The sequence below is a fragment of the Kitasatospora sp. NBC_01250 genome, assembly GCF_036226465.1.
Lineage (GTDB): Bacteria > Actinomycetota > Actinomycetes > Streptomycetales > Streptomycetaceae > Kitasatospora.
Genome location: NZ_CP108476.1, coordinates 1,911,694 through 1,935,319 on the forward strand (window position 1 = coordinate 1,911,694; position 23,626 = coordinate 1,935,319).

Below are 23,626 nucleotides of genomic sequence, written 5' to 3' on the forward strand. Positions count from 1 at the left end.
GACCGACACCACCCCCCTGCGTACCACCCCTTGCCTACCACCCGCCGCGCCCGTTCCCCCGCCGCACCGCCGATCAGGCGCCTGCCAGCGCGCTGTGCGCGGTCTGCCAGCGGCGGGCCGGAGGCTGGGTCCGTCCAGCTCACTCGGTCAGCAAAGGAACGGGCCCATGTCGCCAGTCACTTCTCCACTCCCCGCCTCTTCTTCCGCTTCGCCGCACCGGGCGGCGCGGTCGCGCCGCCTGCGGCTGGCGCCGCTCGTGCTGACGGCGTCGGCCCTGACCGTCGGCCTGACCGCCGGTACCGCCTTCCCGGCCGCCCTCCCCACGGCCGCGACCGTGGCGCCCCGCGGCGGGGCCGATCCGCAGCGGGCCGAACTGGTGAGACTGGCACAGCAGTTGGTGGCCGCGGGCGCGCCGGGGGTGGTCGTGCGGGTGGACGACGGCCACAGCCGCCCGGTCGAGATCGCCGAACAGGCTCCCTGGGCGGCGAAGGACCAGCGGCTCGAGGTCGGGGACGAGTTCCGGATGGGTTCCAACACCAAGACCATGATGGCCACGATCGTCCTGCAACTGGTCGCCGAGGGCAGGCTCGCGCTGACCGACCCGGTGGCGAAGTGGCTGCCGGGGCAGGTCCCGAACGGCCAGGCGATCACCCTGCGGATGCTGCTGAACCACACCAGCGGCCTGTTCGACTACACCGAGGACCCGGCCCTGGTGCCGTCGATCCTCGGCAAGGACCCGCACCGGTGGACCTCCGCGGAGCTGCTGGCCATGGGCGTGCAGCACCCGCCGCTGTTCGCCCCGGGCACCCAGTGGTCCTACAGCAACACCGACTACGCCGCCGTCGGCGCCGTCCTGGAGCGGGTCACCGGAACGAGCCTGGCCGACCTGATCCAGGACCGGATCGCCGGGCCGCTCGGCCTGCGGCACACCTACCTCGCCACCGACGGCAGCTGGCACGGCCGGTACGCCCGCGGCTACGAGCCGGACGCGGCCCACATGCCGGCGGCGGTGCCCACCGCGTTCCGGGACGTCGCCGGGGTGCACCACGGCAGCGAGGTGAACGTCTCCGGCAACGACCCGAGTTGGGGCGGCGCCGCCGGGGCGGTGGTGTCCACCGCGCAGGACTGGTCCCGCTTCTACACCGCGCTGATGTCCGGCAGGCTGCTGCCCGCGGCCCAGCTGGCGGAGCTGCGCAGCACCGTCCCGATGGACCCGGACAACCCGGTGCACGGGCCCGGTTCCGGGCTGGGCATCGAGACCGGCACCACCGCCTGCGGCACCATCTGGGCCCACGACGGCGGGATCACCGGCTACTCCAGCGTCAACCTCACGGACGACAGCGGCAGTCGCACCGCCACCGTCCTGGTGCCGACGGAGTTCCTGTTCGAGTTCGGGGCCGACCCCAAGCTCGTCGCCGCCGACCAGGCGCTCCAGACCGCGGTGATCTGCGCCATGTTCGGCAAGCCCGCTCCGGCGGCTCCGACCGCCGCGACCCCGGCCCCGGCCCAGGGCCCAGCCCCGGCTCAGGGCCCAGCCCTGGCTCAGGCCCCGACTCAGGGCCCGGCCCCGACCCCGACTCTGGCCCCGGCTCAGGCGCGCTGACCGGAGCGCCCCGGCTGCTCCACGGGTGCGGTGACGAGCGCGGACAACAGCTCCTTGGCGCCGGTCCGCGTCATCACCGCACCCGTGGCGTGCGCCGCCGCGAACCCGGCGGCGCCCAGCGCCGCCGTCGCCCGCCGGGTGATCGCGCGCACGTCGGGGTCGCCGAGGTCGTCCGACCCCCGCAGGACGTCGGCGACCCCGAGCAGCCGCGCCGCGTCCGCCGGCCGGTCGCGGCTCAGTTCGATGCCGGCGACCACCACCGCGATCCGCCCCGTGACCGCCGAGTTCCAGGTCAGGACCAGGTGCACGGCCGGGTCGTCGAGCCGGCGCACCGCCTCCTCCGGGCGGCCGTCCGCCGCGTCCACCTGGGCCAGCACGGCCAGCAGCAGGGCGGTGAGCTGCGAGGGCACCGGCTGGGCGCCGGGAGCCCCGGCCAGCGCGGCCAGCGCGTGGGTGCGGGCCGCCGCGGGCTCCGCGGCCCGCCACTCCAACGTCGCCCGGCCCAGGCCCACCATGGCCCACGGCTCGGCCGATCCGCTCCCCGCCACCTGCTCGCACAGGCCCGCCAACTGCCGCCGCGCGCCGTCCACGTCCCCGGCCTGGCCGCGCATCAGGGCGGCCTGCACCTCGTTCTCGACCGTGTACTCCTGCATGCCGAGCTCCTCGAAACAGCGGGTGGCCCGCTCGTTCATCGCCAGCGCCGCGGCCAGGTCGCCGGAGCGCCGCCGGATCGACCCGAGGGTGCTCAGTGCCGTCGCCAGGCCCCACCGCTCGCCGAGCTCCTCGAAACCGGCCAGCGCGCGGGTGAGGTGGTCCGTCGCCTCGGTGACGTTCCCGGTGTGCAGGGTCAGCAGGCCCTGGACCAGCAGGCCGAACGGCCGGCCCGAGGGGTCCCGCCGCTCGCCGACCGGCGGAGCCGACGCACCCGGCGAGCCCGGTGCACCCAGCGCACCCGACCCACCCGGCGAGCCCGGCGCACCCGGCGAGCCCGCGGGCGGCTTCGGTCCGCCGATCGCGGCGGCCAGCCGGGCCAGCTCCAGCAGCGGATGGACCCCGGGATCGATCCCCGCCATCGCCTCCTCGATCCGGCCGAAGGCGGCCTCCCGCTCCTGCGGCCGGCCGATCGACTCGGTGCCGACCTCGTGCGTCGCGACCACCAGTGCACGGGCCACCGGATCGACCGGCCCCGGCAGCTCCAGCACCCGGCCGAGCAGGTCCAGCGACTCCGGCGGGTAGCCCCGCATGGACCAGAACCAGCAGAGCGCGGCGGCGAGCCGCACCGCCGTCCCGGCGTCCCCGGAGTCGACCGCCCAGCGCACTGCGGCCGGCAGGCTGTCCCGCTCGGCCGACAGCCGCGCCAGCCAGCGCAGTTGGTCGCGGGTGCGCAGCAGCGGTTCCGCGCGCTCGGCCAGTTCCAGGAAGAACGCGGCGTGCCGTGCGCGAGCGGCCCCGGCCTCCCCGCGCCGGGTGAGCTGCTCCAGCCCGTACTCCCGGATGGTCTCCAGCATCCGGTAGCGCGGCTCGCCCGTGGCGGCGGCCCCGAGCGGGTGCAGCAGCGACTTGTCGACCAGCGCCGCCACCAGCTCCCGCACATCCGCCGCGTAACCGTCCGCCCCGCGGCCGTCCGCCCCGCGACCGTCCCCGCACCGGACGTCGAGCCCGCCGACCGCCTGTGCCGCGTCCTCGGTGAAGCTGCCGGGCACCACCGAGAGCCGTTCCAGCAGCACCCGCTCGTCCGCGTCCATCAGCTCCCAGCTCCAGGCCACCGCACCACGCAGCGTCCGGTGCCGGGGCAGCGCCGTTCGGCTGCCCCGGGTGAGCAGCCGGAACCGGTCGTCCAGCCGGGCCGCGACCACCTCGACCGGCAGGGTGCGCAGCCGGGCCGCGGCCAGTTCGATCGCCAGCGGCAGGCCGTCCAGCCGACGGCAGATCTCGATCGCCGCCGTCAGCGCGTCGCCGACCGGCTCGAAGTCGGGACGGACCGCGAGGGCCCGGTCGCGGAACAGCCGGACAGCCGCGCTGGTGCGGGCCTGCTCGGCCGTCGAGTCCGGGTCGGGCAGACCCAGCGGGAGCACCGGGTGCAGGACCTCGCCCTCGATCCGCAGCGCCTCCCGGCTGGTGGCCAGCACCCGCAGCCGGGGGCACCGGCCCAGCAGGGTCTCGGCCAGTGCCGCGACCGCCTCCACCAGGTGCTCGCAGTTGTCGAGCACCAGCACCAGGTCCTCGCCCGCCAGCACCCCGGCCAACCGGTCCAGGACCTCCTCACCCGCGCCGCCCGGGCCCGACGCGCCCTTGGGCACACCGGCCTCGCGCGCCCGCAGCGCACCGAGCACCGCGCGGGGCAGGTCGTCCGCGGCGACCGGGGCCAGCGCGACGCACCACACCCCGCCGCTCGGGGTGAGCTCGCGCCCGCTCGCGGTGGCCAGCCGGGTCTTGCCGGCCCCGCCGGGCCCCACCAGCGTGACCAGCCGCACCTGCCCGAGCAGCCCGACCACCCGCCGCACGTCGTCCTCGCGGCCCACGAAGCTGGTCAGCGGCGCTTCCAGGTTGCCGGGCAGCCGGGCCCGCCAGGGCTCCGGACGGTCCTGTTGCGACGGCAACTCGCCACGCAGCACCGCGAGATGGGCCGCCTGCAGCTGGGGCCCGGGGTCACTGCCGAAGGTGTCGGCCAGCCGCTCGCGGATCCGCTGGTAGCCGGCCAGCGCCTCGGCGCCCCGGCCGCCGACCGCCAGCGCCCGGACGAGCTGCGCATGCAGCCGCTCGTGCAGCGGGTGATCCGCCGTCAGCGACTCCAGCTCGGCGACGAGTTCGGGGCCCGCTCCCAGCGCGAGGTCCGCCTCGATCCGCTCCTCCAGAGCGGCCAGCCGGGCGCGTTCGAGCCGCTCGGCCGCCGCCTCGGCGAACGGCGCCTCCCGCACGTCCGCCAACGCGGGGCCGCGCCACAGCCCCAGCGCCTCCCGCAGCGCGAGGGCCGCCTCGGCAGGCCGACCCTGCGCGAGCAACTGCCTACCGGAGCCCGCCAGTTGCTCGAACCGAACGACGTCCACCGCAGCCGCCTCGACGGCCAGCCGGTACCCGGCCGGTCCGAGGCCGAGCAGCGCCGGATCCCCCAGCAGGCCCCGCAACCGGGACACCAGGGACTGCAGCGCGTTCACCTGGTCGGCCGGCGGCGCCCCGGCCCACAGCGCCTCGGCCAGCACCTCCGGCCGCACGGCGCGCCCGCCCTCCAGTCCCAACCGGGCCACCAGCGCGCGCAACCGCGCCCCGCCGATCACCAGCGGGCCCGTTCCGGGATCGAGCATCAAGGGTCCGAGCAGGCCGACACGCACCCGCCCACTATCGCAGCACCACCTGCGCCACCGTCCGCGCACCCCGGGGCGCGCGCCCTTCCCCGCCTGAAAAAGCACCGCTGACCTGCGCCGTCCCACATGGTGTCAGGCGCTGACAGCAAGCCCCCCGGCTCCGCTACAGTGACCCGCATGACCCCGCTCGTGAGCCGCCGCCATGTCGACCATGGCCGTGCCACCACGACCGGCTGTCGCCGCGTCAACTGACGCGGCCCCCTGTAACTCCCACCTCCGCCCCGGCCTGCGCCGGGGCGTCCGAGGGCCGCCACCGCTCGTCCTCCCCGGCGGCCCCGCCCGTGCGCCCGGCCGCCGTCCCGCCGCAACCTGGAACAGGACTCCCATGCGCCTGCGCACCCCGAAACCCGCCGCCGCACTCGCCCTCGCCAGCCTGCTCTGGACCAGCACGGCCGGCGTCTCCCTCGCCGCACCGGGCTTCGGCCCGCTGCCCCCGCAGAACCCGGCCACCGCCCCGAACGGCACGGCCACCATGCACGGAGACAGCGCCTCCAGCGACACCACGCCCTATCCCGGGCCCGGCAGCGGCGCCGTCTCCTGGAACCGGACGGCACTCGCCTCCGCCTGCCCCACCGTGGTGATCGGCGCCGACGGCCTGCCGGTCGCGCTCTGCACCACGATCTTCGGGCAGACCCCCACCGTCCACCTGCTCGACCCGCACTCCGGCGCGGACCTGGCCTCGCTCGCGCTCCCCAAGGGCAGCCTCTTCGGCGGCGTCTACGCCTACCTGGACGCCACCGGGGCACTGGTCGCGGTGGACGGCAACGACAACCTGCTGCGGATCGGGCACCACCACGGCACGAGCGGCTGGTCCCTGACCGTGGACCAGTCCACCTCGCTGGCCGGTGCGATCCCGGCAGGCGACAACGTGGTGGGCCTGAGCCCGGGTTGGGACGGCCGGGTGTGGTTCGCCACCTCCGGCGGCGTGATCGGCACGGTGGACACCGGCACCGGGACCGTGCGCACCATCAGCACCGGCGAAGGCGTCGGCAACAGCATCTCCACCGTGCCGGGCCACACCGCCGTCGCCACCGACCACGCGCTCTACCTCCTCTCCGAGGCACCCGACGGCACCCCGGTGATCGACTGGCGGGCCCCCTACGACCGCGGCCCCGGCCGCAAGCCCGGCCAGCTGAGCTGGGGAACCGGCGCGACCCCGAGCTTCTTCGGCCCCGGCGACGGCACCGAGTACGTGACCATCACCGACAACGCCGCCCCGCACGAGAACCTGCTGGTCTACCGGGTGGCGGACGGCCCGACCCCGGTCTGCAGCACGCCGGTGCTCACCCAGTACCCGGCCAGCGGGACGGAGGACGCGGTGATCGCCTCCGGCAGCTCGGTCTTCGTCACCAACACCTACGGCTACCCGTACCCGGCGCTGCCCGCCGGCGCCCCCGCCAGCGTGCCCTCCTCGGCGGACTTCGACGGCGGGCTGAGCCGGGTGGACCTGGACGCCGACGGCAACGGCTGCCACCCGGTGTGGAACAGCGACGTCAAGTCGGCCGCGCTGCCCCGCCTTTCGCTCGCCGACGGGAAGATCTACACCCTCACCGTCAGCGGCCCGACCGGCATCCTCGGCAGCAACACCTTCGCCCGCTACTCCTACGCCACGCTCGACCCGGCGACCGGCACCCAGCTGAGCTCCTCCCCCATCGGACTCGGCCTGCTCTACAACCCCCTCCAGATGACCGGCACCACCGGCCCCGACGGCACCCTCTACCAGGGCACCGAGACCGGCATCCTGCGCTTCACCCGCAGCTAGCTTGACTCTGTCGGGGATCTTGGACGACGGGGCTCAAGTACCGAGGGCGCGCCAGGACTTCGTCCGGGGGATGTCGTTCTCGTCCAGGTAGGTCTGGAAGGCGGTCGGCGGTCTCGGCGGGAGAGCTCCCTCGGTGACGGGTTGGCCGCTGAGTCGTTCGATGTTCACGGCGATGGCTGTGAGTACGTGCTGCAGGTGGGCTTTCGGCCGGCCTCGGTAGCGGCAGTGGCGCATGCCGTGTCCGTGGGCGAACTCGTTCATGGTGCCCTCGATACCGGAGCGGACCGCGTAGCGGGCCTTCCACTCCGGTGTCTGCTGCTCTGTTCGGACGTGGACTTGCAGGTCGCGGAGTTCTCGCGGGGGGAAGCCCACGTTGCGGGCGTCACCGGAGCTGGTGCAGCGGGGGCGGTCCGGACACGGCTGGCACTGGCTCTTGGTGAACCGTGCCACGATCAGGGGTGCCGCGGTGGGCGAGGAGGTCGGGTAGGGACCGTGCCATCCGGCGCTGACCTGGCCGTTGGGGCAGGTGACCTGTCGGCGGTCGAAGTCGATGTGGAAGTCGTCGCGGTCGAACCCTTCGTTCTTGCGGTGCTGGCGGGTGGGGTTGCCCGGCAGGGGTCCGCTGATGGTGACCTGGTGTTCGCGGGCGGCTCGTTCCAGGTGGACGAGGGAGGTGTAGCCGCCGTCAACCAGGTGCTCGGCGGGCAGCAGTTCGCGGCGTGCCAGGCGGGTGTGGATGCCGGGCAAGGCTTGGCCGTCGTTGGTGGCGGCCGAGGTGGTGGCCACGTCCGTGATCACGTTGACGCTGTCGGGGGCACAGGTCTCGGTGACGTGCGCGGCGAAGCCTTTCCAGCTGATGATGTGCCCGTGGCGGACGTAGCGCGCCGTGGTGTCGTAGGGGGAGACGATCGCCGAGGCGGAGGGCGGCAGGCCACCGTCGTCGGCGGTGCGCCAGCGCAGGCGGCCCGCCGCGTCACGGTAGTAGTTCTGCACGAGGATCTGCCGTAGGGCTTCGGCCTGCGGGCCGGGCCGGTAGGCCGGTCCGTGCTCGTGGAGGTGTTCCAGCAGGCGGCAGGCGTCGTCACCGGCGGTGAGGATCCTGGTCTTGGGCCGGGTGGGGTTCTTGCCCAGGCGGACCGGGCGGCCGTAGCGACGCCCCCAGTCCTCGTCGACCAGGCCGGTCAGCAGGTGCGAAGCGGTCCGGGCCGCCTCTTCCAGGACGGCACGGACGGCCTCGGTGACCATTTCCAGCCGGGTCAGTTCGCGCACCGCGGCCAGGACGTGGGTGGAGTCGGTGCGCTGAGTGGTGCGCTCGCGCACGAGTCCGGCCTCCTTCAGGCGCGCGAGTGCCAGATCGAGGAGGCGGTCGGCTCGGTCCTCCAGGACCAGGCGCTCACGGAAGTCGGCCAGCACGCTGTGGTGGAAGCCGGGATCGTCCAGTTCCATGGCCATCGCGTACTTGAAGTCGATGCGGCAGCGCACCGCTTCGGCCGCTTGCCGGTCCGACAGGCCGAGCAGGAACTGCAGCACGCTGACGGTGGCCAGCTGGGCGGGCGAGATGCCGGGGCGTCCGTCGCGCGGGTACCAGCCCGCGAAGTCCTCGTCGCGCCACAGCCCGTCCAGCCGGTCTCTGACCCACATCGCCGTCGTGCCGCCGGGGTTGCTCGCCCGCGCGATTTGCGCGGTCAGAGCCGGAACTTGCTCACCGGAGCGCGGATGGAGCGACAACTGACACCTCGACAACTGCAGGTCTTCGATCAGCCCGAGCATGCCCGCTGATCAGGCGGGCACACCGGGAACGCTCCAAGATCCCCGACAGAGTCAAGCTAGGCCGTGTCTCACAATTCGCGTCGGATCAGCGCGCGGTGTTGGGCGCCCGGCTGGGCGTGCCGGCGAAGCGTCCTCGTACTGGGTCGTACGTGGATGATTCGCCGGTGCGTCCAGGCGGGCAGCGACATCAGCAGCTGACGCTGCGGGCCGGCGTCGCGCGCCTGGCGGGAATTGTGAGACACGGCCTAAGCGGCCCAGAAGCCGCCCACCGCCATCAGCAGGCCCACCAGCAGCACCACCAGGCCGGCCGGCGAACCGGCCGAACTGCCGCCCGCGTCCTTGCCCTTGCGGATCAGCCCCGCGCCGAAGATCGCGAGAACCACCCCGAAGCCGCCGACGGTCATCCACACGTCCGCCATGACGCCTTCGAGGTGCGGGCCGTTGTGCACCACCGTCGCGAGGTCCCACTTGTCCGGCACTGGTGCTCTCCTACTTCCCCTGGGCCAGGTTCTGGGCATCGGTCTCGATGCCCGAGCCGGCCGAGTATATGGCGGCATTCAGACCGGTGCCGAAGCCCTGCTCCAACGCGGCGTCCCGGAGCTTGGCCTTGTCGCTGCGGTTCTTGCCACCGAGCATCCCCTCCTTGGTGGCCATGTCGGCGAACTCCTTGTTGCTCGCGTTGCCGACCGAGCCGGTGATGGCGTTGGTGACCGCGTCCTGCCAGAGCGTGCTCCCGCTCGATCCGTTCTGCAGGTCCTGGCTGAACCCGCCGACGATGTTGCCCAGCCCGCCGTTGACCGCGTTGCCCATCCGCCCCTCGCCGGTGAGGATGTTGCCCACCGTGCCGCTCAGCTTGAGCTCCTCGGCCGCCGAGGCCCCGCCCGCGACGAACAGTGACGTGCCGGCCGCGGCCCGGCGGGCGTTGGTGAAGTCCGTACCGTAGGTGATCGGCTGCCCGCTGAGCGCCTGCTGGCCCACCGCGCTGCCGTAGTCGGCGGCCAGGTTGGTGGCGAAGTTCTTCAGGAAGTTCTTGCCGAACTTCCCGCCGAACTCGGCCGCCGCGGTGAGGAACTTCTCGATGGTGGCGGCCATCTCCTCGGACAGGTCGAAGAACTTCTTCAGCAGTTCGGTGACCTTCTCGGCCGCCGCGGTGAAGAGCTTGACCAGGTCGAGGATCTTGGCGGCCTTGGCGGCCACCGCGGTGTTGGCCACCAGGTCCGAGACGAACCCGGTGAACAGCGACAGCGCGGCCCCCGCCACCTCCATCTCGGCGATCTGGGTGGCGATGTCGATGATCGACTCGTTGATCGAGTCGATCTGATCGGCGTAGTCGCGCAGCCCCTTGGCGATCTCGTGGAAGTGCTTCGCGATGTCCTCGAAGGCCTTCTTCTGGTCGCCCCAGTGCGACAGGAACGCGTCGTACGCCGGCCCCGACCAGTCACCCGGACCCATCGAGTGGATGGTGGTGTCGATCGCCTGCGAGACCCCGCTGATCTCGTTGCCCATGGTGTCCCAGGCACCGGCCACCGTGCGCAGCTTGTCCCCGTCACCACCGGGCAGTTCGATCCCCAGGGCCTGCAGGATGTCCATGACCTTGCCGTCGATCCAGCCGTTGACACTCATCGCCCGCCCCCTCAGACGCTCTTGCCGACACTGTCGGCGTTGTCCTTGACCGCCTTGTCGGTCGCCTGATAAGCCGCCGCACTCGTCTGCAGCCGGCTGTTGTTGGCGTCCAACACCTGGGTGAGCTGGTTGAGTGCCTTGGAGGTGCTGTTGAACAGCTGCAGGTACTGCGAGAGCGCCCCGTCACAAGCCCCGAGCAGCCCGAACGCCTGCCCGACATCACCGGCAGTCGTCTCGAACGACGCCACCTGCCCGCCCAACGTCTGCGACTCGGTACCGAACTTGCCACCGAGCGCCGTCAGAGTCGTTGGATGTACCTGGAATTGTCCGTTCACCATGCCGCGTTCCCCGTTCCTGAGCCATCTGCTGTGCGCACAGCATCATTGCAGGCAGCCCCGACCCCCTGTTGAGCAGATGGAGGGTAAAGCCCCACCCCTCCCCCTCCCCCCACACGCCGCACCCAGCCATACGGCCCCAGCCCCCGCCCGAACGCACCGTTTCGCTGCCGGACCTCTTCAAACCCTTCCCACCCCACCACAACCCACCCCTCCCCCGGCCGTCCCACCCTCTCACCCTCGCGATGGCGGGCAACACGCACAGCAAGCGGTCGCCCACCTCATGCACGTCACCGGTGATGTGGCTTTCGCTGCTGCTGGAGGCAGAGCAGGGCATCGACGTGCTCGCGTTCTCGGGGACCTTCTTCGCCCAGTCGAACCCGCGGATCGCCACGATGCCGGCCCAGCTCGCGGCATCCGGAGTGAAGGTCCGCCCGTGCTTCGGCGACCCCCACGGCCGCGCTGTAGCGGTCCGCGGGCCAGACCCTGTGGGCGTACTGCCACCAGACCCAGCTCCTCGTCGAGGACGGCCAGGACCCCACCACGCCCGAGGGCTACGGCTGGCGGTTCCTGCGGGCGGCGTACTCTCGCCCCACCACGGCCCCGCCCGGGAGACCGCTCAGCACGTCCTGATGCGCGAGGCCGTCGTGGAGAGCAGCGGCCCGGCCGCCCGCATGCGTGCCGCTCAGGACGCGCTGCGGGACTCCGCCGGCCGACCGTGAAGGGAGCGGGGCGGGATGGACACCCGAGCGGCGCTGATCGTCGTCGACATGCAGAACGGCTTCCTCAACCACCACACCCGGCACCTGGTGCCCGTGGTGGCGGACCTGGTCGACCGGTGGTCCGCGACCGGACGCCCGGTCGTGTTCACCCGCTACCTCAACCACCAGGGCAGCCAGTTCGAGCGCCTCATCCACTGGACCCGCCTGCGCGAGGCCCCCGAGACGGACCTCGTACCCGAACTCCAGGACCGCGCCCGCCGATCGGCCGCGGTCATCGACAAGCCGGCCTACACCTGCTTCACGCCCCGAACCACCGCTCTGGCCACCGCCGAAGGCTGGAGCGACCTCGTCTTCTGCGGCATCGCCACCGACAGCTGCGTCCTCAAGTCGGCAGCCGACGCCTTCGAGCGCGAGTTCACCCCCTGGATCGTCACCGACGCCTGCGCCAGCGACGCCGGCCCCCAGGTCCACGACGCCGGACTCGTCGTCGCCCGCCGCTTCATCGGCGCCGGCCAGCTCCTCACCACCGCCCAGCTCTTCGCCCGGCTCACCGAGCCCGCCCTGGACCAGGACCATGACCGCGACACCTCCACCGCCCAGCAGTGATCTGATCATCATCGGCGGCGGCCCCGCTGGCTGCGCAGCTGCCGTGATGGCAGCCAGCGTCGGCCTGCGCTCCGTGCTGATCGAGCCCGTCTCCCTCTGCCACACCCTGCGCCGCATCCCCGCGATCAACAACGTCCTCGGCGGCCACACCACCGGCCCAGCCCTGGCCGACGCCGTCACCACCGACGTCGCCGCGCACGCCGCGCACGCCGCGCTGTGCCAGGTCTTGAGTGCGGACCGGCCGCCTGAGCGACCACTCCGCACTGACACTCATCGCCACCTGGCCGGCGTCGGACCTACCGCCGACCAGACGGCTCCACCCACGGCAGCTTCGTCAGCTGCGGCCACTCCCGCATCCACCGCTCCGCCTTGGCGTCGTACACCGCCTGGGGAGCAACGGTCAGCGGGTTGGGCCGCAGCACGAGGTTGAACAAGTCCCTGAATCCGTGGGTGGAGTGCACCGTCAGCTTGCCGCCGCTGTCCAGGCTCAGCCCCACGCAGCAGCTCGTCGCCGCGAAGGAGCTGATGGCATCGGCCAGGTCGCGGTACGGGGCGATCTCGTTGCCCCACTCCTTCGGATACCACAGGTGCACCCGGGCCTGGTTGCGCGGCTCAAGCTCCACACCGAGCCCGTCGACCGCAGCCAAGCACCGCTTGATCACCACGTCCTCCGCCTCCCACGAGGTGTCCTCGTCGAAGAAGAACAGGTCATGATCACGAATCCCGGCCGTCAGATCCTCCCGGCCGGCCGCCACGCTCCACACCGTCTGGAACAGCGAACCCGCCGTCAAGAACCAAGCCGGCAGGTCCAGGGCGGCCAGACGCTCCAGCACGGCCCGCACCGACGGGTTGCGCAACGCCGTGGCGGCGAACGCAGCAGCCTGCGTCTCGGGAGCGCCCGAGACGGCCAGCTCGTGCAGAGCCTCGGCGTTCAGATGGTCAAAGTCTCGGTGGTCGCGGACAACCGCGTAGTCCAACAGCACCCGGCTGACCCTGCCACAACCACCCCAGTGATCGCATCGTGAAGCCCCGCTTTCAGCCGACCAGTTGACGTCACGCGCACGCGACCAACGAAGGTTGGCCAGCGCAACGAGCACGGCGCACTCGGGGTGCGCCACATGGGCCACCGCGGATACCGCCCGCTGCCCGCTGCCCGCCGAGTACGTCGGCACCTACGTCCAGGCCACGCGTGCCCTCCTCGCAGAAATGATCAAGGAGCTATCGCAGCGACCTCCGCCAAGCCGACCGCCCCCGAATTCGACCCGCCCTACGCCGTGTCGCCGTGCGCGGCGAGGAAGCTTGGGTCGGGCGCGTACTCGAACTGGCGCAGGATCGGGGCCCGAGTCTGGGCGCCCACAGGGGTGCTGGTGAGGAGTTCCTCGATAAGTCCGGATGGCTATGCCGCGACGATATGCCAATGCGTCACACCGCTCAGCCGCCGAACTCATCGAAATGCGGTAGCGGGCCACCGGTCCACGGATCGGTACCAGACTCGCGAAGCCTGACCTGGTCCGCCCAGCTGACGAACTTTGGGTTGGCTTTTCCCCACAGGGAGGTATCACCCAGCGGACACTCGTCCAGTGTCGCGTCGAAGATGGCGACCAAGAACTCAACCATCCCGAACTCGTAGACCGACCATTGCCCATCATCGGTTGCCCAGACCGCGACAGGCCACGAGTCAGGATCGTCCCCAGTTTTGATCCAGCACAGCAGATCAGAGCTCGAGTCGTGCGCCCAGGCGATCAGAGACTCAGCGCCAACGAAAGCTGGCAGGCCCTGCCGGTTCCGCCGAAACACGTCACGCGCCTCCTCCGTTTCGGAAACCAGGTCGATCGGGAGCGTCCCGGGCGAATTGGACGACGTCGGGGAGGCCACACCAAGGTAATCGTCGATGGACCCTGCGCCGTACGCCCCGATGAACCTGACATAGTCCTGCGGGAGGCCAGACCCCCATTCGCCTCGAATTATCGTCCAATCGATGCAAGCCTTCTCACCGCGATCCGGCGGCATAATTGACGAGAGGCGATCAAATGCAGCAGAGAAACCCATGGAACACCTCGAATACCACTTGCCTATTACGGCCCTGAATCAACTGGGACCGCCGTGCCATGTTGATCGGTCACCGATCCGAGATTACGCCAACCCCGCGTCGGACTGTACAGCATGTTAGGCACGACTTCATCAAAGGGAATTCCGGCGCACCACCTTTATTCATGCCCATGGCGATCGTCTCATATCCACCGGAACTGTACGCGGTCCGTCATATTTCGGCAAAACCTTATAGAGAACGGTCCACCCACTCGCGACAGCTGACGACACCTCGTCTTCGTAGTAGTTCATATTCTGCACCATTGGGCCGAACTGACTCTGCTTCACGTAGGTATTAGTCGACCGAGAGCAGGTCGATAGGCTTTGTTGAGGCAAGCGGTGACCCCTATCGCACCATCCCCATTCCCTGAATCGGTACTTCCGTAATCCACCCAACCAGTGCCGCCAGCCATACATGGCTTGGGGTCACACGGGCCGGGCGGGACCCGGGGACCGGATCCCGCCCGGCCCTGGGGCCGGCTCAGGCGCCGGTCCAGTGAACAGGTCGATGTGAGCGCATCGGTGCCAGCGACGCTGCACATCCCAGCCTCAGCGGCTGTTCCTGCCACGAAGGCGGTAGTGGGGTAACGGTCCGTGTCGCCCTCGGACTTGAACTCCCACGGCGAGCACACGCACAGCGTCAACGCCTGTCGTCTCGCACTCCCAGTTGTCGACAACGCACAAATGCACCACGCCGGACCGACCGCTCCCGCTCGTGCCCCTCTCCACCGACTGCGACACGATGGCAGCAATCTCAGCAAGCACCTGCCCGTCGCCGGCCGGCTCAGGCGAGTCGGCGCGACGTCGGGCGTTCGACCTTTCACCTCGAAACTGACGATCAGTCAGCAAAGTCAGCATTGAGTCAGCATTGGTCTGACTAAACCTGGCTATACATGCCCACACCTGAGACTCATGGCCGCTCGCCGAGGCCGTCGTTCGGCGGCACGAACCTCCTCCCGGAACAGTGGATCGCAGACCGACCGGACTGCGATCCACGGCAACCCGGCGCGCCACTTCTCAGATGCATACCCCCAGGTCAGCGCGCCCTCCCCCGTGGCTTCAGGGGCACTTGCGGCACCTCGGGAGCGGCCAGCCGGGCGCCGTCATAGCCGTGCACCTCGCCGAAGCGCGACCCGGTCGTCCAGTCCTCGCGCGCCTGCCTGATGTCCTCGTCGGTCCGGCCGATGAAGTTCCACCACATGACGATCTCCTCCTCGAACGGCTCGCCGCCCAGGAGCAGCAGCGAGGCGTCGGTGCGGGCCAGCAGGGGGAGTTCGCGGCGGCCGCAGCCGAGGTAGAGGATCGAACCCGGCTCCACGAGGACGCCGTCCACGTCGACGCTGCCGCTTATGGCGAGTGCCGCGTACTCGAAGGCGGGTTCCAGGGGGAGGCGGGTGGCGGTGCGCTCGGTGAGGGTGAGGTCGACGCCGAGCAGGGGGGTGTAGGTGGTGCCGGGCGAGGTGGCGCCGTCGACCGAGCCGAGGATGACGGTGCCGTGCAGGCCGGCGGCGGTGATCTCGGGGAGGTGGGCGTGGTGTTCGAAGGTGGGGGCGGTGTGGCGGTGGGCGTCGGGCAGGGCGACCCAGAGCTGTGCGCCGTGCAGGAACCGCGCGTGCGAGCGCGGGGATTCCTCGGAGTGCGAGATGGCCCGGCCCGAGGTCATCAGGCCCAGCTCGCGCGGCCGGACGGTCTGCAGGCTGCCCAGGCTGTCGCGGTGCAGCACCTCGCCCTCGTGCAGCCAGCTGACCGTCTGCAGGCCCATGTGCGGGTGCGGCGGGACCTGCATGCCGGGCTCGTCGGCGATGTCGTCGGGGCCGTAGTGGTCCACGAAGCACCAGGCGCCGACCATCCGCCGCCCCATGGCGGGCAGCAGTCGGCGCACCTCGGTGCTCTCGCCGAGCTGTACGGCCCGTCCGGTCAGCAGCTCACGGACCGGGCCGGTGCTGGCATCGCCGCCGCAGCGGGTCGCAACGGGCTTGAGATCAAGGTTGCTCATCGCCCCACCGTAACGGTCTGACGGGCGCTCAGCGGCGATCGCCCACCGCCGGAGTCACCCGCCGGGCGCCGCGGACCCCGGTGCCCGCCAGCCGGTCGGCGAGCGAGCGCCGCACGCCCAGCAGGGCGGGGACGGCGTTGGCCCAGAGCAGCGCGACGGCCAGCGCCCAGCAGAGGGCGGCGAGCAGGAACGATCCGCCGACGAGCAGCGAGCAGGCCAGCGCGAAGCAGCCGATGTCGGCGACCGTGGTGACGGCGGCCCGGACCGCGGCCCGACGCCGTCCGAGGACGCCCGGTTCGCGCCAGTCGCCGACCCGCAGCCGGAGCAGGGCCTTGCCCAGGGTCCGGCCGGACAGCGCGAGCGCGCCGAACTGGTAGGCGAAGGTCAGCAGCACCAGCGCGCCGAGGCCCTGCTGGACGTCGGACAGTGCCGAGTGCCAGAGCGAGCGGCCCAGGCCCTCGGCCGCACCGACCAGGTGACCGTGCGACTTGACGAGCTGCCAGGCGCTCTCGCCGGCCAGGCTCGGCACATTGGTGAGCAGCAGCCCGATCCGGTGCATCGTCACGATCACGACCAGCGTGGCGGTCGCCAGGACCAGCGCGAAGTCGACCAACCAGGCCAGCATCCGCCGCCCGACCCCGGCCATGACCTCGGCCGCGACGTCGCCCATGACCTCGGCCGCGACCTCGGCCGAAGCGCCGACGAAGGCCGAAGCATCAGCCCCGGCCCAGCCCCCGACGCCAGGCGCGTCGCCAACCACATACGGGCCCGCTTGGGACACGTACTCCCCCTTGTTGAGAACAGTCCAGTGTGAAGAACAGTCCAGTGATGCGCGCCGGCACCGGCCTCAGTGCCGGCAGGCCCAGCCGGCGCCGGCCGTGGCCGCCTCCGCCTGCGCGCGCAGCGAGCGCACCGCCTCGGCGGGGTCGGCGGCGCCGTACACGGCGGAGCCGGCCACGAACACGTCCGCGCCGGCCTCGGCGCAGCGCTCGATGGTGGCGGGCGCGACCCCGCCGTCCACCTGGAGCCAAAGCTCCAGGCCGTGCTTGCTGATCAGCTCACGGGTGCGGCGGATCTTGGGCAGCATGATGTCCAGGAAGGACTGGCCGCCGAAGCCGGGCTCGACGGTCATGATCAGCAGCATGTCCAGCTCGGGCAGCAGGTCCTCGTACGGCTCGATCGGCGTCGCGGGCTTGAGCGCCATCGAGGCGCGGGCGCCCTTGGCCCGGATCTCGCGGGCGAGGCGGACCGGCGCGGCGGCGGCCTCCACGTGGAAGGTCACCGAACCGGCACCGGCCTCCACGTACTGCGGGGCCCAGCGGTCGGGCTGCTCGATCATCAGGTGGCAGTCCAGCGGGGTGTCCGTGGCGCGGGCGAGCGACTCCACCACCGGAATGCCCAGCGTCAGGTTGGGCACGAAGTGGTTGTCCATCACGTCGACGTGCAGCCAGTCGGCTCCGCGCACCGCCTCGGCCTCCTGGGCCAGGCGGGCGAAATCCGCGGACAGGATGCTGGGGTTGATCTGCGCCATTTCCGAAAACCTTCACCACTCGTCGGACCGGCCACCCACGCGGTCGCCTGCCCCTATCATCCCCTGCGCACCAGGTTCAGGCCCCGCCCGGGGTGCGCTCCAGCACGATCACGTCGTACCGCTCCTGAACAGCCGCCGCCGACCGCTCCCCGCCGGGGGCATCCCCGTCAGCAGCGTCCCCGCCCGCCAGCTCCTCTCCCAGCTCCTCTCCCAGCTCCTCGTCCAGCTCCTCGTCCAGCCGGGCCAGCCCCGCCGCGAACTGCTCCCCGCTCAGCGCGAGGAACTTCGACTGCGCCCGCCCGGCCACCTGCTCCCGCCAGCTCCGCAGGTCGGCGGCGACCGGCTGCGCGTAGGAGCGCACCTGGTGCACGGCGAAGCCGGCCGCCCCGAAGTCGGCGAGCAGCTCGCCCTCGGTCGGGAACCGCAGCGCGTCACTGGCCAACAGCTGCGGCCAGTACCGGTAGACGGGCGCGTCGAGCCGCTCGCGCACGGTGGTGCGGATCACCAGGCGCCCGCCGGGGCGCAGCACCCGGGCGAGCTCGCGCGCGGCGGCGGGGCGGTCGGGCAGGTGGTGGACGACGCGGGAGAGCAGCGCCAGTCCGAAGCCGGCCGTCGGGACGGGCAGCCGCTCGGCGGAGCCGTCCAGGTACCGCACCCGGGGGTGGGCGTTGTGCGCGGCGGCCTGCTCCCGCATCGGCTGCGACGGCTCCACGCCGGTCACGATGGCGGCGGGGAGTGCGCGGGCCAGCGCGGCACAGAACATGCCCGTTCCGGCGCCCACCTCCAGCACCGCGGGAGCGGGCTGGGCCCCTACAGCCGGCGCCCCCGGCACCGCGCGAGCCCCCGGCACAGCGGGAGCATCCGATACCGCGGGAGCGCCCGGCCCGGTCGGCGCGTAGCCGGCGATCAGCTCCGCCCAGGCCCGCAGCGACCGCGCGGGCAGCTCGTTGCCACGCTCGTACGACGCCGCCAGCTGCGGGTCCTCATATGCGTTTGCCATCATCCGTCCCTCCCGAGAATCCTGGACACCGCACTCCCCCAAGCCCCCAAACCCCAACACCCCAGCCCCACCACACCAACACCCCAACACCCCAACACCCCAACACCCCAACACCCCAACACCCCGCCGGAGCTGACACCATGCCACACACCCCCACCACCATCCTGATCACCGGCGCCACCGACGGCCTGGGCCGCGAACTCGCCCTGCGGCTGGCCGGCCCCGGCACCCTGCTGGTGCTGCACGGCCGGTCCGCCGAGCGGGCCGCCGAGGTGCAGCGGCAGGTGCGCGCGGCCGGCGGCGAGGCGGAGGTCCGCCTCGCCGACCTGGGCGACCTGCGCCAGGTGGACCGGCTCGCGGACACCGTACTGGCCGACTTCGACCGGCTCGACGTCCTGGTCAACAACGCGGGGATCGGCTTCGGCACCCCGGGCTCGGGCCGCCAGGAGTCCGCCGACGGCATCGAACTGCGCCTCGCCGTCAACTACTTGGCCGGCTACCGGCTGACCGGGCGACTGCTGCCCCGGCTCACCGAGGCGGCGGCCCCCGGGAACGCGGCACGAATCGTGAACGTGGCCTCCGCCGGGCAGTACCCGATCGACTTCGCCGACCCGCAGCTCACCTCGCACTACGACGGCGTGGTGGCCTACCGGCGCAGCAAGCTCGCCCAGATCATCGCCACCTTCGACCTGGCCGAACGGCTGGCCGAGGCGGACGTTCCGGTCACGGTGAACGCCCTGCACCCGGCCAGCTTCATGGCCACCACCATGGTCCAGGAGGCCGCGGTGACCCCCTTGAGCACGGTCGCCCAGGGGGTCGAGGCGACCCTCCAGCTGGTCACCGGATCCGCGGGGGCGCGCACCGGCCGGTACTTCAACGGGCTTCAGCCCGCCACCGCCGACCAGCAGGCCTACGACCCCGATGCGCGCACCCGACTCCGGTCGCTCTCGGACGAGTTGATCGCCCACGCGCTCTCCTGACCGGGACGCACCCCACCAGGACTACCAGGCGTACGCCTCCGGCGCCGTCCGGTACCCGGGGAAGATCTCGTCCAGCCGGTCCAGCGACTTCTGATCGAGCGTCAGGTCCACCGCCCGCACCGCCGCGTGCAGTTGCTCCAGGGTGCGCGGCCCGACGATCGGCGCGGTCACGGCCGGGCGGGTGAGCAGCCAGGCGAGCGCGATGTCGCCGGGCTCGTGGCCCAGTTCGGCCGCGAAGTCCTCGTACGCCTGGAGCTGCTCGCGCTTGTCGGCCACCGTGTCGGCCGCCCGGCCGCTCAACCGCCGCACCCCTTCACGGTCCTTGCGCAGCACGCCGCCGAGCAGTCCGCCGTGCAGCGGCGACCAGGGGATGACCCCGAGGCCGTACGCCTCGGCAGCCGGCAGCACCTCCAACTCCACCGACCGCTCCAGCAGGTTGTAGAGGGACTGCTCGCTGGTCAGGCCGAGGAAGCCGCGCGCCTTGGCCGTCTCCTGGGCGCGGGCGATGTGCCAGCCGGCGAAGTTGCTGGACCCGACGTAGACGATCTTGCCCTGGGCGACCAGCACCTCCATCGCCTGCCAGATCTCCTCCCACGGAGTGCTCCGGTCGACGTGGTGCATCTGGTACAGGTCGATGTAGTCGGTCTGCAGCCGCTTCAGGCTGGCGTCGACGGCGCGGCGGATGTTGAGCGCGGAGAGCTTGCCCTCGTTGGGCCAGGTCCCCATGTCGCCGTAGAGCTTGGTGGCGATCACCGTGCGCTCACGGCGCCCGCCGCCCTGCGCGAACCAGTTGCCGATGATCTGCTCGGTGCGGCCGCGGTTCTCGGCCCATCCGTAGACGTTGGCGGTGTCGAAGAAGTTGATGCCCTGGTCGTGCGCGACGTCCATGATCTGGTGGGCGTCGGGCTCTTCGGTGTGCGGGCCGAAGTTCATGGTGCCCAGGCAGAGACGGGAGACGCGGAGGCCGGTCCGGCCGAGGTGGGTGTACTCCATGATCCCACTCTCTGCCGCGACCGGCCCGCTGTCCAGCGCTTTCGGAACCCGCACCTGACGTCAGCTCAGCAACACCGGGCCCCGAACCCCCAAGCCCTCAGCCCTCAGCCCTCAGCCCCTCACGCAGTGCGCCGCAGCAGCGCCAGGTACATCGCGTCCGTCCCGTGCAGGTGCGGCCAGAGCTGGACGTCCGGCCCCTCCCCCAGCGCGGGCACGCCGGGCAGCAGCGGTCGGGCATCCACCCACTCGACGTCCGCGCGCCCGCGCAGCACGTCGTCCACCACGGCCCGGGTCTCCGCCAGGTGCGGCGAGCAGGTCGCGTAGCCGACCACGCCGCCGACCCGGACCGCGTCGAGCGCCGAGCGCAGCAGGTCGCGCTGGAGCGGGCCGAAGCCGGCCACGTCCTCGGGCCGCCGGCGCCAGCGCGCCTCGGGGCGCCGGCGCAGCGCGCCCAGACCGGAGCACGGCACGTCGACCAGCACCCGGTCGAAGCTGCCGGGCCGCCAGGCGGGCCTGGTCCCGTCGGCGGTGATCACGGTGTACGGACCGGGGTTGCCGTCCAGCGCGCGGGCGACCAGCCGGGCCCGGTGCGGCTGCCGCTCCGAGGCGACCAGCGCGGCGCCGCGCCCGGCGGCCAGCGCACCGAGCAGCGCGGCCTTGCCGCCCGGCCCCGCGCAGCCGTCCAGCCAGAGCCGGTCGGGACCCTCCAGCGGAGCCGCGGCCAGCGCGAGGGCGACCAGCTGGCTGCCCTCGTCCTGCACACCGGCCTGGTTCTGCTGGATCGCCGGCAGCGAGCCGGGGTCGCCGCCCTCGGCCAGCCGCACCGCGTACGGCGACCAGCGCCCGGGCGAGCTGTCCGGCAGCTCGGCCGCGAGCTGCTCGGTGGCGATCCGCCCGGGGCGGGCCACCAGGGTGACCTCGGGGCGGTCGTTGTCGGCGCGCAGCAGCTCCTCCACCGCGACCCGCCCGGCGGCACCGGGCTGCCAGCGGCCCAGCGAGTCCCAGAGCGCGGAGACCACCCAGCGCGGGTGGGAGTGGACCACGGCCAGGTGGTCCTCGGCGTCATCCTCGTACGGCGGGGCGACCTGGGCGATCCACGCCTCCAGGTCCTGCGCGCTGATCCGGCGCAGCACGGCGTTGACGAACTTGGCCCGCCCGTCGCCGATCTCCGCCCGGGCGAGCTCCACGGTGGCCGAGACGGCGGCGTGGCTGGGGATCCGGGTGGCCAGCAGCTGGTGCGCGCCGAGCGAGAGCACGTCCAGGACCGGCGGGTCCACCTCGCGCAGCGGCCGGTCGATGCAGGCGGCGATGATCGCGTCGTAGGTGCCCTGCAGGCGCAGCGTGCCGTAGACGAGCTCGGTGGCGAGGGCGGCGTCGCGCCGGTCCATGCCCTTCTGCTCGGCCTCGCGCAGCAGCGAGGGCAGGATCAGGTTGGCGTAGGCGTCCCGCTCGTCGACGGCGCGCAGGGCGCGGAAGGCGACGCTGCGCGCCGGGTCCTTCTTGGGACGGCGGTGCGGGCGAGGGGCGCGCTTGACGGACTTCGACGCGGGGTTCGACGCGGGGGTGCTCATGGGGACCTCAAAAGTGCTACGGGGATATCAGAAACAGTAACGCCGGAGCGCGCGGACCGGCGGCCGGTCACACCTCAGCCGCCGAGCAGCTCGCCGCTCTCGATCCGCACCCCGCGCGCCCAGTCCGCCGCCCGCATCGGCTTCTTGCCCTGCGGCTGGACCTCGCCCAGCTCGACCTCGTGGCTGCCGGTGCCGACCCGCACCGCGTTCTTGCTCACCGCGAGTTCGCCGGCGGCCAGCTCCGCGCCACCGGGCAGCAGCTTCACCGGCCCGGAGAGCTTGAGCCGCTCGCCGCGGAAGGTGGTCCACGCACCGGGCGCGGGCGCACAGCCGCGCACCAGGCGGTCGATCGCCAGTGCGGGGTGGCGCCACTCGATCCGGGCGTCCTCGACGTTGATCTTCGGCGCCAGGGTGATCCCGTCGGCCGGCTGCGGGACGGCGACCAGGCTGCCGTCCTCGATGCCGTCCATGGTGGCGGTGAGCAGGCCGGCGCCGGCCCGGGCCAGCCGGTCGAGCAGCTCGCCGCTGGTGTCGGTGGGACGGATCTCCTCGGTGATCACGCCGAAGACCGGGCCGGAGTCCAGGCCGCGCTCGATCCGGAAGGTCGAGGCACCGGTCACCTCGTCACCGGCCAGCACCGCGTGCTGCACGGGGGCGGCCCCGCGCCAGGCCGGCAGCAGCGAGAAGTGCAGGTTGACCCAGCCCTGCGCGGGGATCTCCAGGGCCGCCTCGCGCAGCAGCGCGCCGTAGGCGACCACGGGGCAGCAGTCCGGGGCCAGCTCGGCCAGCCGTGCCAGGAACTCGGGCTCGCTCGGCTTGGCCGGCTTGAGCACCTCGATGCCGGCCTCCGCCGCCCGCTGGCCGACGGGGCTCGCCACCAGCTTGCGTCCGCGCCCGGCGGGGGCGTCGGGACGGGTGACCACCGCGACCACCTCGTGCCGCTCCGAGGCGAGCAGCGCCTCCAGCGCGGGGACGGCGACCTCGGGGGTTCCGGCGAAGACGAGACGCAAGGCAGTAGTCCTTCGGATCAGTCGAGTTGACGAGAGCGTCAGAAGCGGCGAACGGGAGGGTCAGGAGCGGCGAACGGCGGTCAGCGGATCGGCCCGAACGTGCTGTGCGGCGATATCCGCAGCTCGGGGGCCGGACCGTCGCCCCACTCGGCCTCGCGGATCGCCCGCATCGCCGCCTTGCGGGTCTCCCGGTCCAGCCGGTCGATGAAGATGATCCCGTCCAGGTGGTCCGTCTCGTGCTGGATGCAGCGGGCCAGCAACTGGGTGCCCTCGACGGTCACCGGGTCGCCGTACTCGTTGAACCCGCGGGCCACCACGCCGAACGCGCGCTTGGTGTCGAACCGCAGTCCGGGCAGCGACAGGCAGCCCTCGGGGCCGTCCTGCTCCTCCTCCGTCAACGACAGGTCGGGGTTGATCAGATGACCGGTCACGCCGTCCACGTGGTAGGTGAACACCCGCAGCGAGATGCCGAGTTGCGGCGCGGCCAGGCCCGCGCCCGGCGCGTCCAGCATGGTCTCGGTCAGGTCCTTGACGAGGGTGCGCAGTTCCTTGTCGAAGGTGGTCACCGGCTGCGCCTTGGCGCGCAGGACCGGGTCACCGAAGATCCGGATCGGCTGGATCGCCACGGCGGCGGGCTCCTTCTCGGTCGACGGTCTCGGGCAGGCGTTCATACG

19 protein-coding genes and 1 pseudogene are annotated in these 23,626 nt (G+C 72.2%); 5 read left to right on the forward strand and 15 right to left on the reverse strand.

Annotation, left to right across the window (positions count from 1 at the left end):
- Positions 1-166: 166 nt before the first annotated feature.
- Complete coding sequence (locus tag OG500_RS07645) at positions 167-1,603, forward strand: serine hydrolase domain-containing protein (protein WP_327065640.1); 1,437 nt, start codon at positions 167-169, stop codon at positions 1,601-1,603.
- Here the strand turns inward: OG500_RS07645 and OG500_RS07650 are convergent.
- Entirely contained in the window at positions 1,591-4,905 is a 3,315-nt protein-coding gene (locus OG500_RS07650) for an ATP-binding protein (protein WP_329578017.1), read from the reverse strand. The two genes, OG500_RS07645 and OG500_RS07650, sit on opposite strands and share 13 nt — an antisense overlap.
- Before the next feature lie 385 nt (positions 4,906-5,290).
- On the opposite strand from OG500_RS07650, the gene OG500_RS07655 reads away from it, so the two are divergent.
- Positions 5,291-6,727: a hypothetical protein gene (locus tag OG500_RS07655; protein ID WP_329578019.1), complete on the forward strand. Its 1,437-nt coding sequence runs from the start codon at positions 5,291-5,293 to the stop codon at positions 6,725-6,727.
- A gap of 33 nt (positions 6,728-6,760) precedes the next feature.
- On the opposite strand, the gene OG500_RS07660 is transcribed toward OG500_RS07655, so the two are convergent.
- The 4 genes from OG500_RS07660 to OG500_RS07675 form a co-directional block, all read right to left on the reverse strand.
- Positions 6,761-8,368, reverse strand: coding sequence for an IS1182 family transposase (locus OG500_RS07660; protein WP_329578021.1), 1,608 nt, complete (start codon positions 8,366-8,368; stop codon positions 6,761-6,763).
- Between the two features lie 374 nt (positions 8,369-8,742).
- Positions 8,743-8,976 (reverse strand): hypothetical protein, encoded by a 234-nt coding sequence (locus tag OG500_RS07665; protein WP_327065644.1) that lies wholly within the window; start codon positions 8,974-8,976, stop codon positions 8,743-8,745.
- Positions 8,977-8,986: 10 nt separating this feature from the next.
- Positions 8,987-10,120: a WXG100 family type VII secretion target gene (locus tag OG500_RS07670; RefSeq protein ID WP_327065645.1), complete on the reverse strand. Its 1,134-nt coding sequence runs from the start codon at positions 10,118-10,120 to the stop codon at positions 8,987-8,989.
- Positions 10,121-10,131: 11 nt separating this feature from the next.
- Complete coding sequence (locus tag OG500_RS07675; RefSeq protein WP_327065646.1) at positions 10,132-10,458, reverse strand: WXG100 family type VII secretion target; 327 nt, start codon at positions 10,456-10,458, stop codon at positions 10,132-10,134.
- Positions 10,459-11,192: 734 nt separating this feature from the next.
- Between OG500_RS07675 and OG500_RS07680 the strand changes: the two genes are divergently transcribed.
- Together OG500_RS07680 and OG500_RS07685 are read left to right on the forward strand one after the other, a co-directional pair.
- Entirely contained in the window at positions 11,193-11,783 is a 591-nt protein-coding gene (locus tag OG500_RS07680; protein WP_329578026.1) for an isochorismatase family cysteine hydrolase, read from the forward strand.
- Positions 11,752-11,962, forward strand: a pseudogene (locus OG500_RS07685) (FAD-dependent oxidoreductase); the annotation flags it as partial. The gene OG500_RS07680 and the pseudogene OG500_RS07685, both read left to right, overlap by 32 nt.
- A 117-nt stretch (positions 11,963-12,079) precedes the next feature.
- Here OG500_RS07685 and OG500_RS07690 read toward each other — a convergent pair.
- The 6 genes from OG500_RS07690 to OG500_RS07715 all read right to left on the reverse strand — a co-directional run bounded on the left by OG500_RS07690 (position 12,080) and on the right by OG500_RS07715 (position 18,398).
- Positions 12,080-12,766: a nucleotidyltransferase family protein gene (locus tag OG500_RS07690; RefSeq protein ID WP_329578029.1), complete on the reverse strand. Its 687-nt coding sequence runs from the start codon at positions 12,764-12,766 to the stop codon at positions 12,080-12,082.
- 448 nt (positions 12,767-13,214) lie between these two features.
- Complete coding sequence (locus OG500_RS07695; RefSeq protein WP_329578031.1) at positions 13,215-13,832, reverse strand: hypothetical protein; 618 nt, start codon at positions 13,830-13,832, stop codon at positions 13,215-13,217.
- A 1,075-nt stretch (positions 13,833-14,907) separates the two neighbouring features.
- A complete protein-coding gene (locus tag OG500_RS07700) occupies positions 14,908-15,867 on the reverse strand; it encodes a pirin family protein (protein WP_329578034.1) in 960 nt (319 codons plus the stop codon).
- A 28-nt stretch (positions 15,868-15,895) separates the two neighbouring features.
- The gene (locus OG500_RS07705; protein ID WP_329578037.1) at positions 15,896-16,537 is read right to left on the reverse strand and encodes an RDD family protein; all 642 of its coding nucleotides are present in this window, start codon (positions 16,535-16,537) and stop codon (positions 15,896-15,898) included.
- A gap of 177 nt (positions 16,538-16,714) precedes the next feature.
- A complete protein-coding gene (rpe, locus tag OG500_RS07710) occupies positions 16,715-17,398 on the reverse strand; it encodes a ribulose-phosphate 3-epimerase (RefSeq protein WP_327065662.1) in 684 nt (227 codons plus the stop codon).
- A 76-nt stretch (positions 17,399-17,474) separates the two neighbouring features.
- A complete protein-coding gene (locus OG500_RS07715) occupies positions 17,475-18,398 on the reverse strand; it encodes a class I SAM-dependent methyltransferase (RefSeq protein ID WP_329578040.1) in 924 nt (307 codons plus the stop codon).
- A gap of 140 nt (positions 18,399-18,538) precedes the next feature.
- Between OG500_RS07715 and OG500_RS07720 the strand changes: the two genes are divergently transcribed.
- Complete coding sequence (locus OG500_RS07720) at positions 18,539-19,378, forward strand: SDR family NAD(P)-dependent oxidoreductase (RefSeq protein ID WP_329578042.1); 840 nt, start codon at positions 18,539-18,541, stop codon at positions 19,376-19,378.
- Positions 19,379-19,399: 21 nt separating this feature from the next.
- Here OG500_RS07720 and OG500_RS07725 read toward each other — a convergent pair whose 3' ends face one another.
- From OG500_RS07725 to def, 4 genes are all read right to left on the reverse strand, one after another.
- Positions 19,400-20,371, reverse strand: a complete 972-nt coding sequence (locus OG500_RS07725; RefSeq protein WP_327065665.1) for an aldo/keto reductase — start codon at positions 20,369-20,371, stop codon at positions 19,400-19,402.
- A 119-nt stretch (positions 20,372-20,490) separates the two neighbouring features.
- Entirely contained in the window at positions 20,491-21,942 is a 1,452-nt protein-coding gene (locus tag OG500_RS07730; RefSeq protein ID WP_329578045.1) for an RsmB/NOP family class I SAM-dependent RNA methyltransferase, read from the reverse strand.
- A gap of 74 nt (positions 21,943-22,016) precedes the next feature.
- Positions 22,017-22,952: a methionyl-tRNA formyltransferase gene (gene fmt, locus OG500_RS07735; protein WP_327065667.1), complete on the reverse strand. Its 936-nt coding sequence runs from the start codon at positions 22,950-22,952 to the stop codon at positions 22,017-22,019.
- Between the two features lie 80 nt (positions 22,953-23,032).
- Positions 23,033-23,578, reverse strand: coding sequence for a peptide deformylase (gene def, locus OG500_RS07740; protein ID WP_327065668.1), 546 nt, complete (start codon positions 23,576-23,578; stop codon positions 23,033-23,035).
- Positions 23,579-23,626 lie beyond the last annotated feature (48 nt).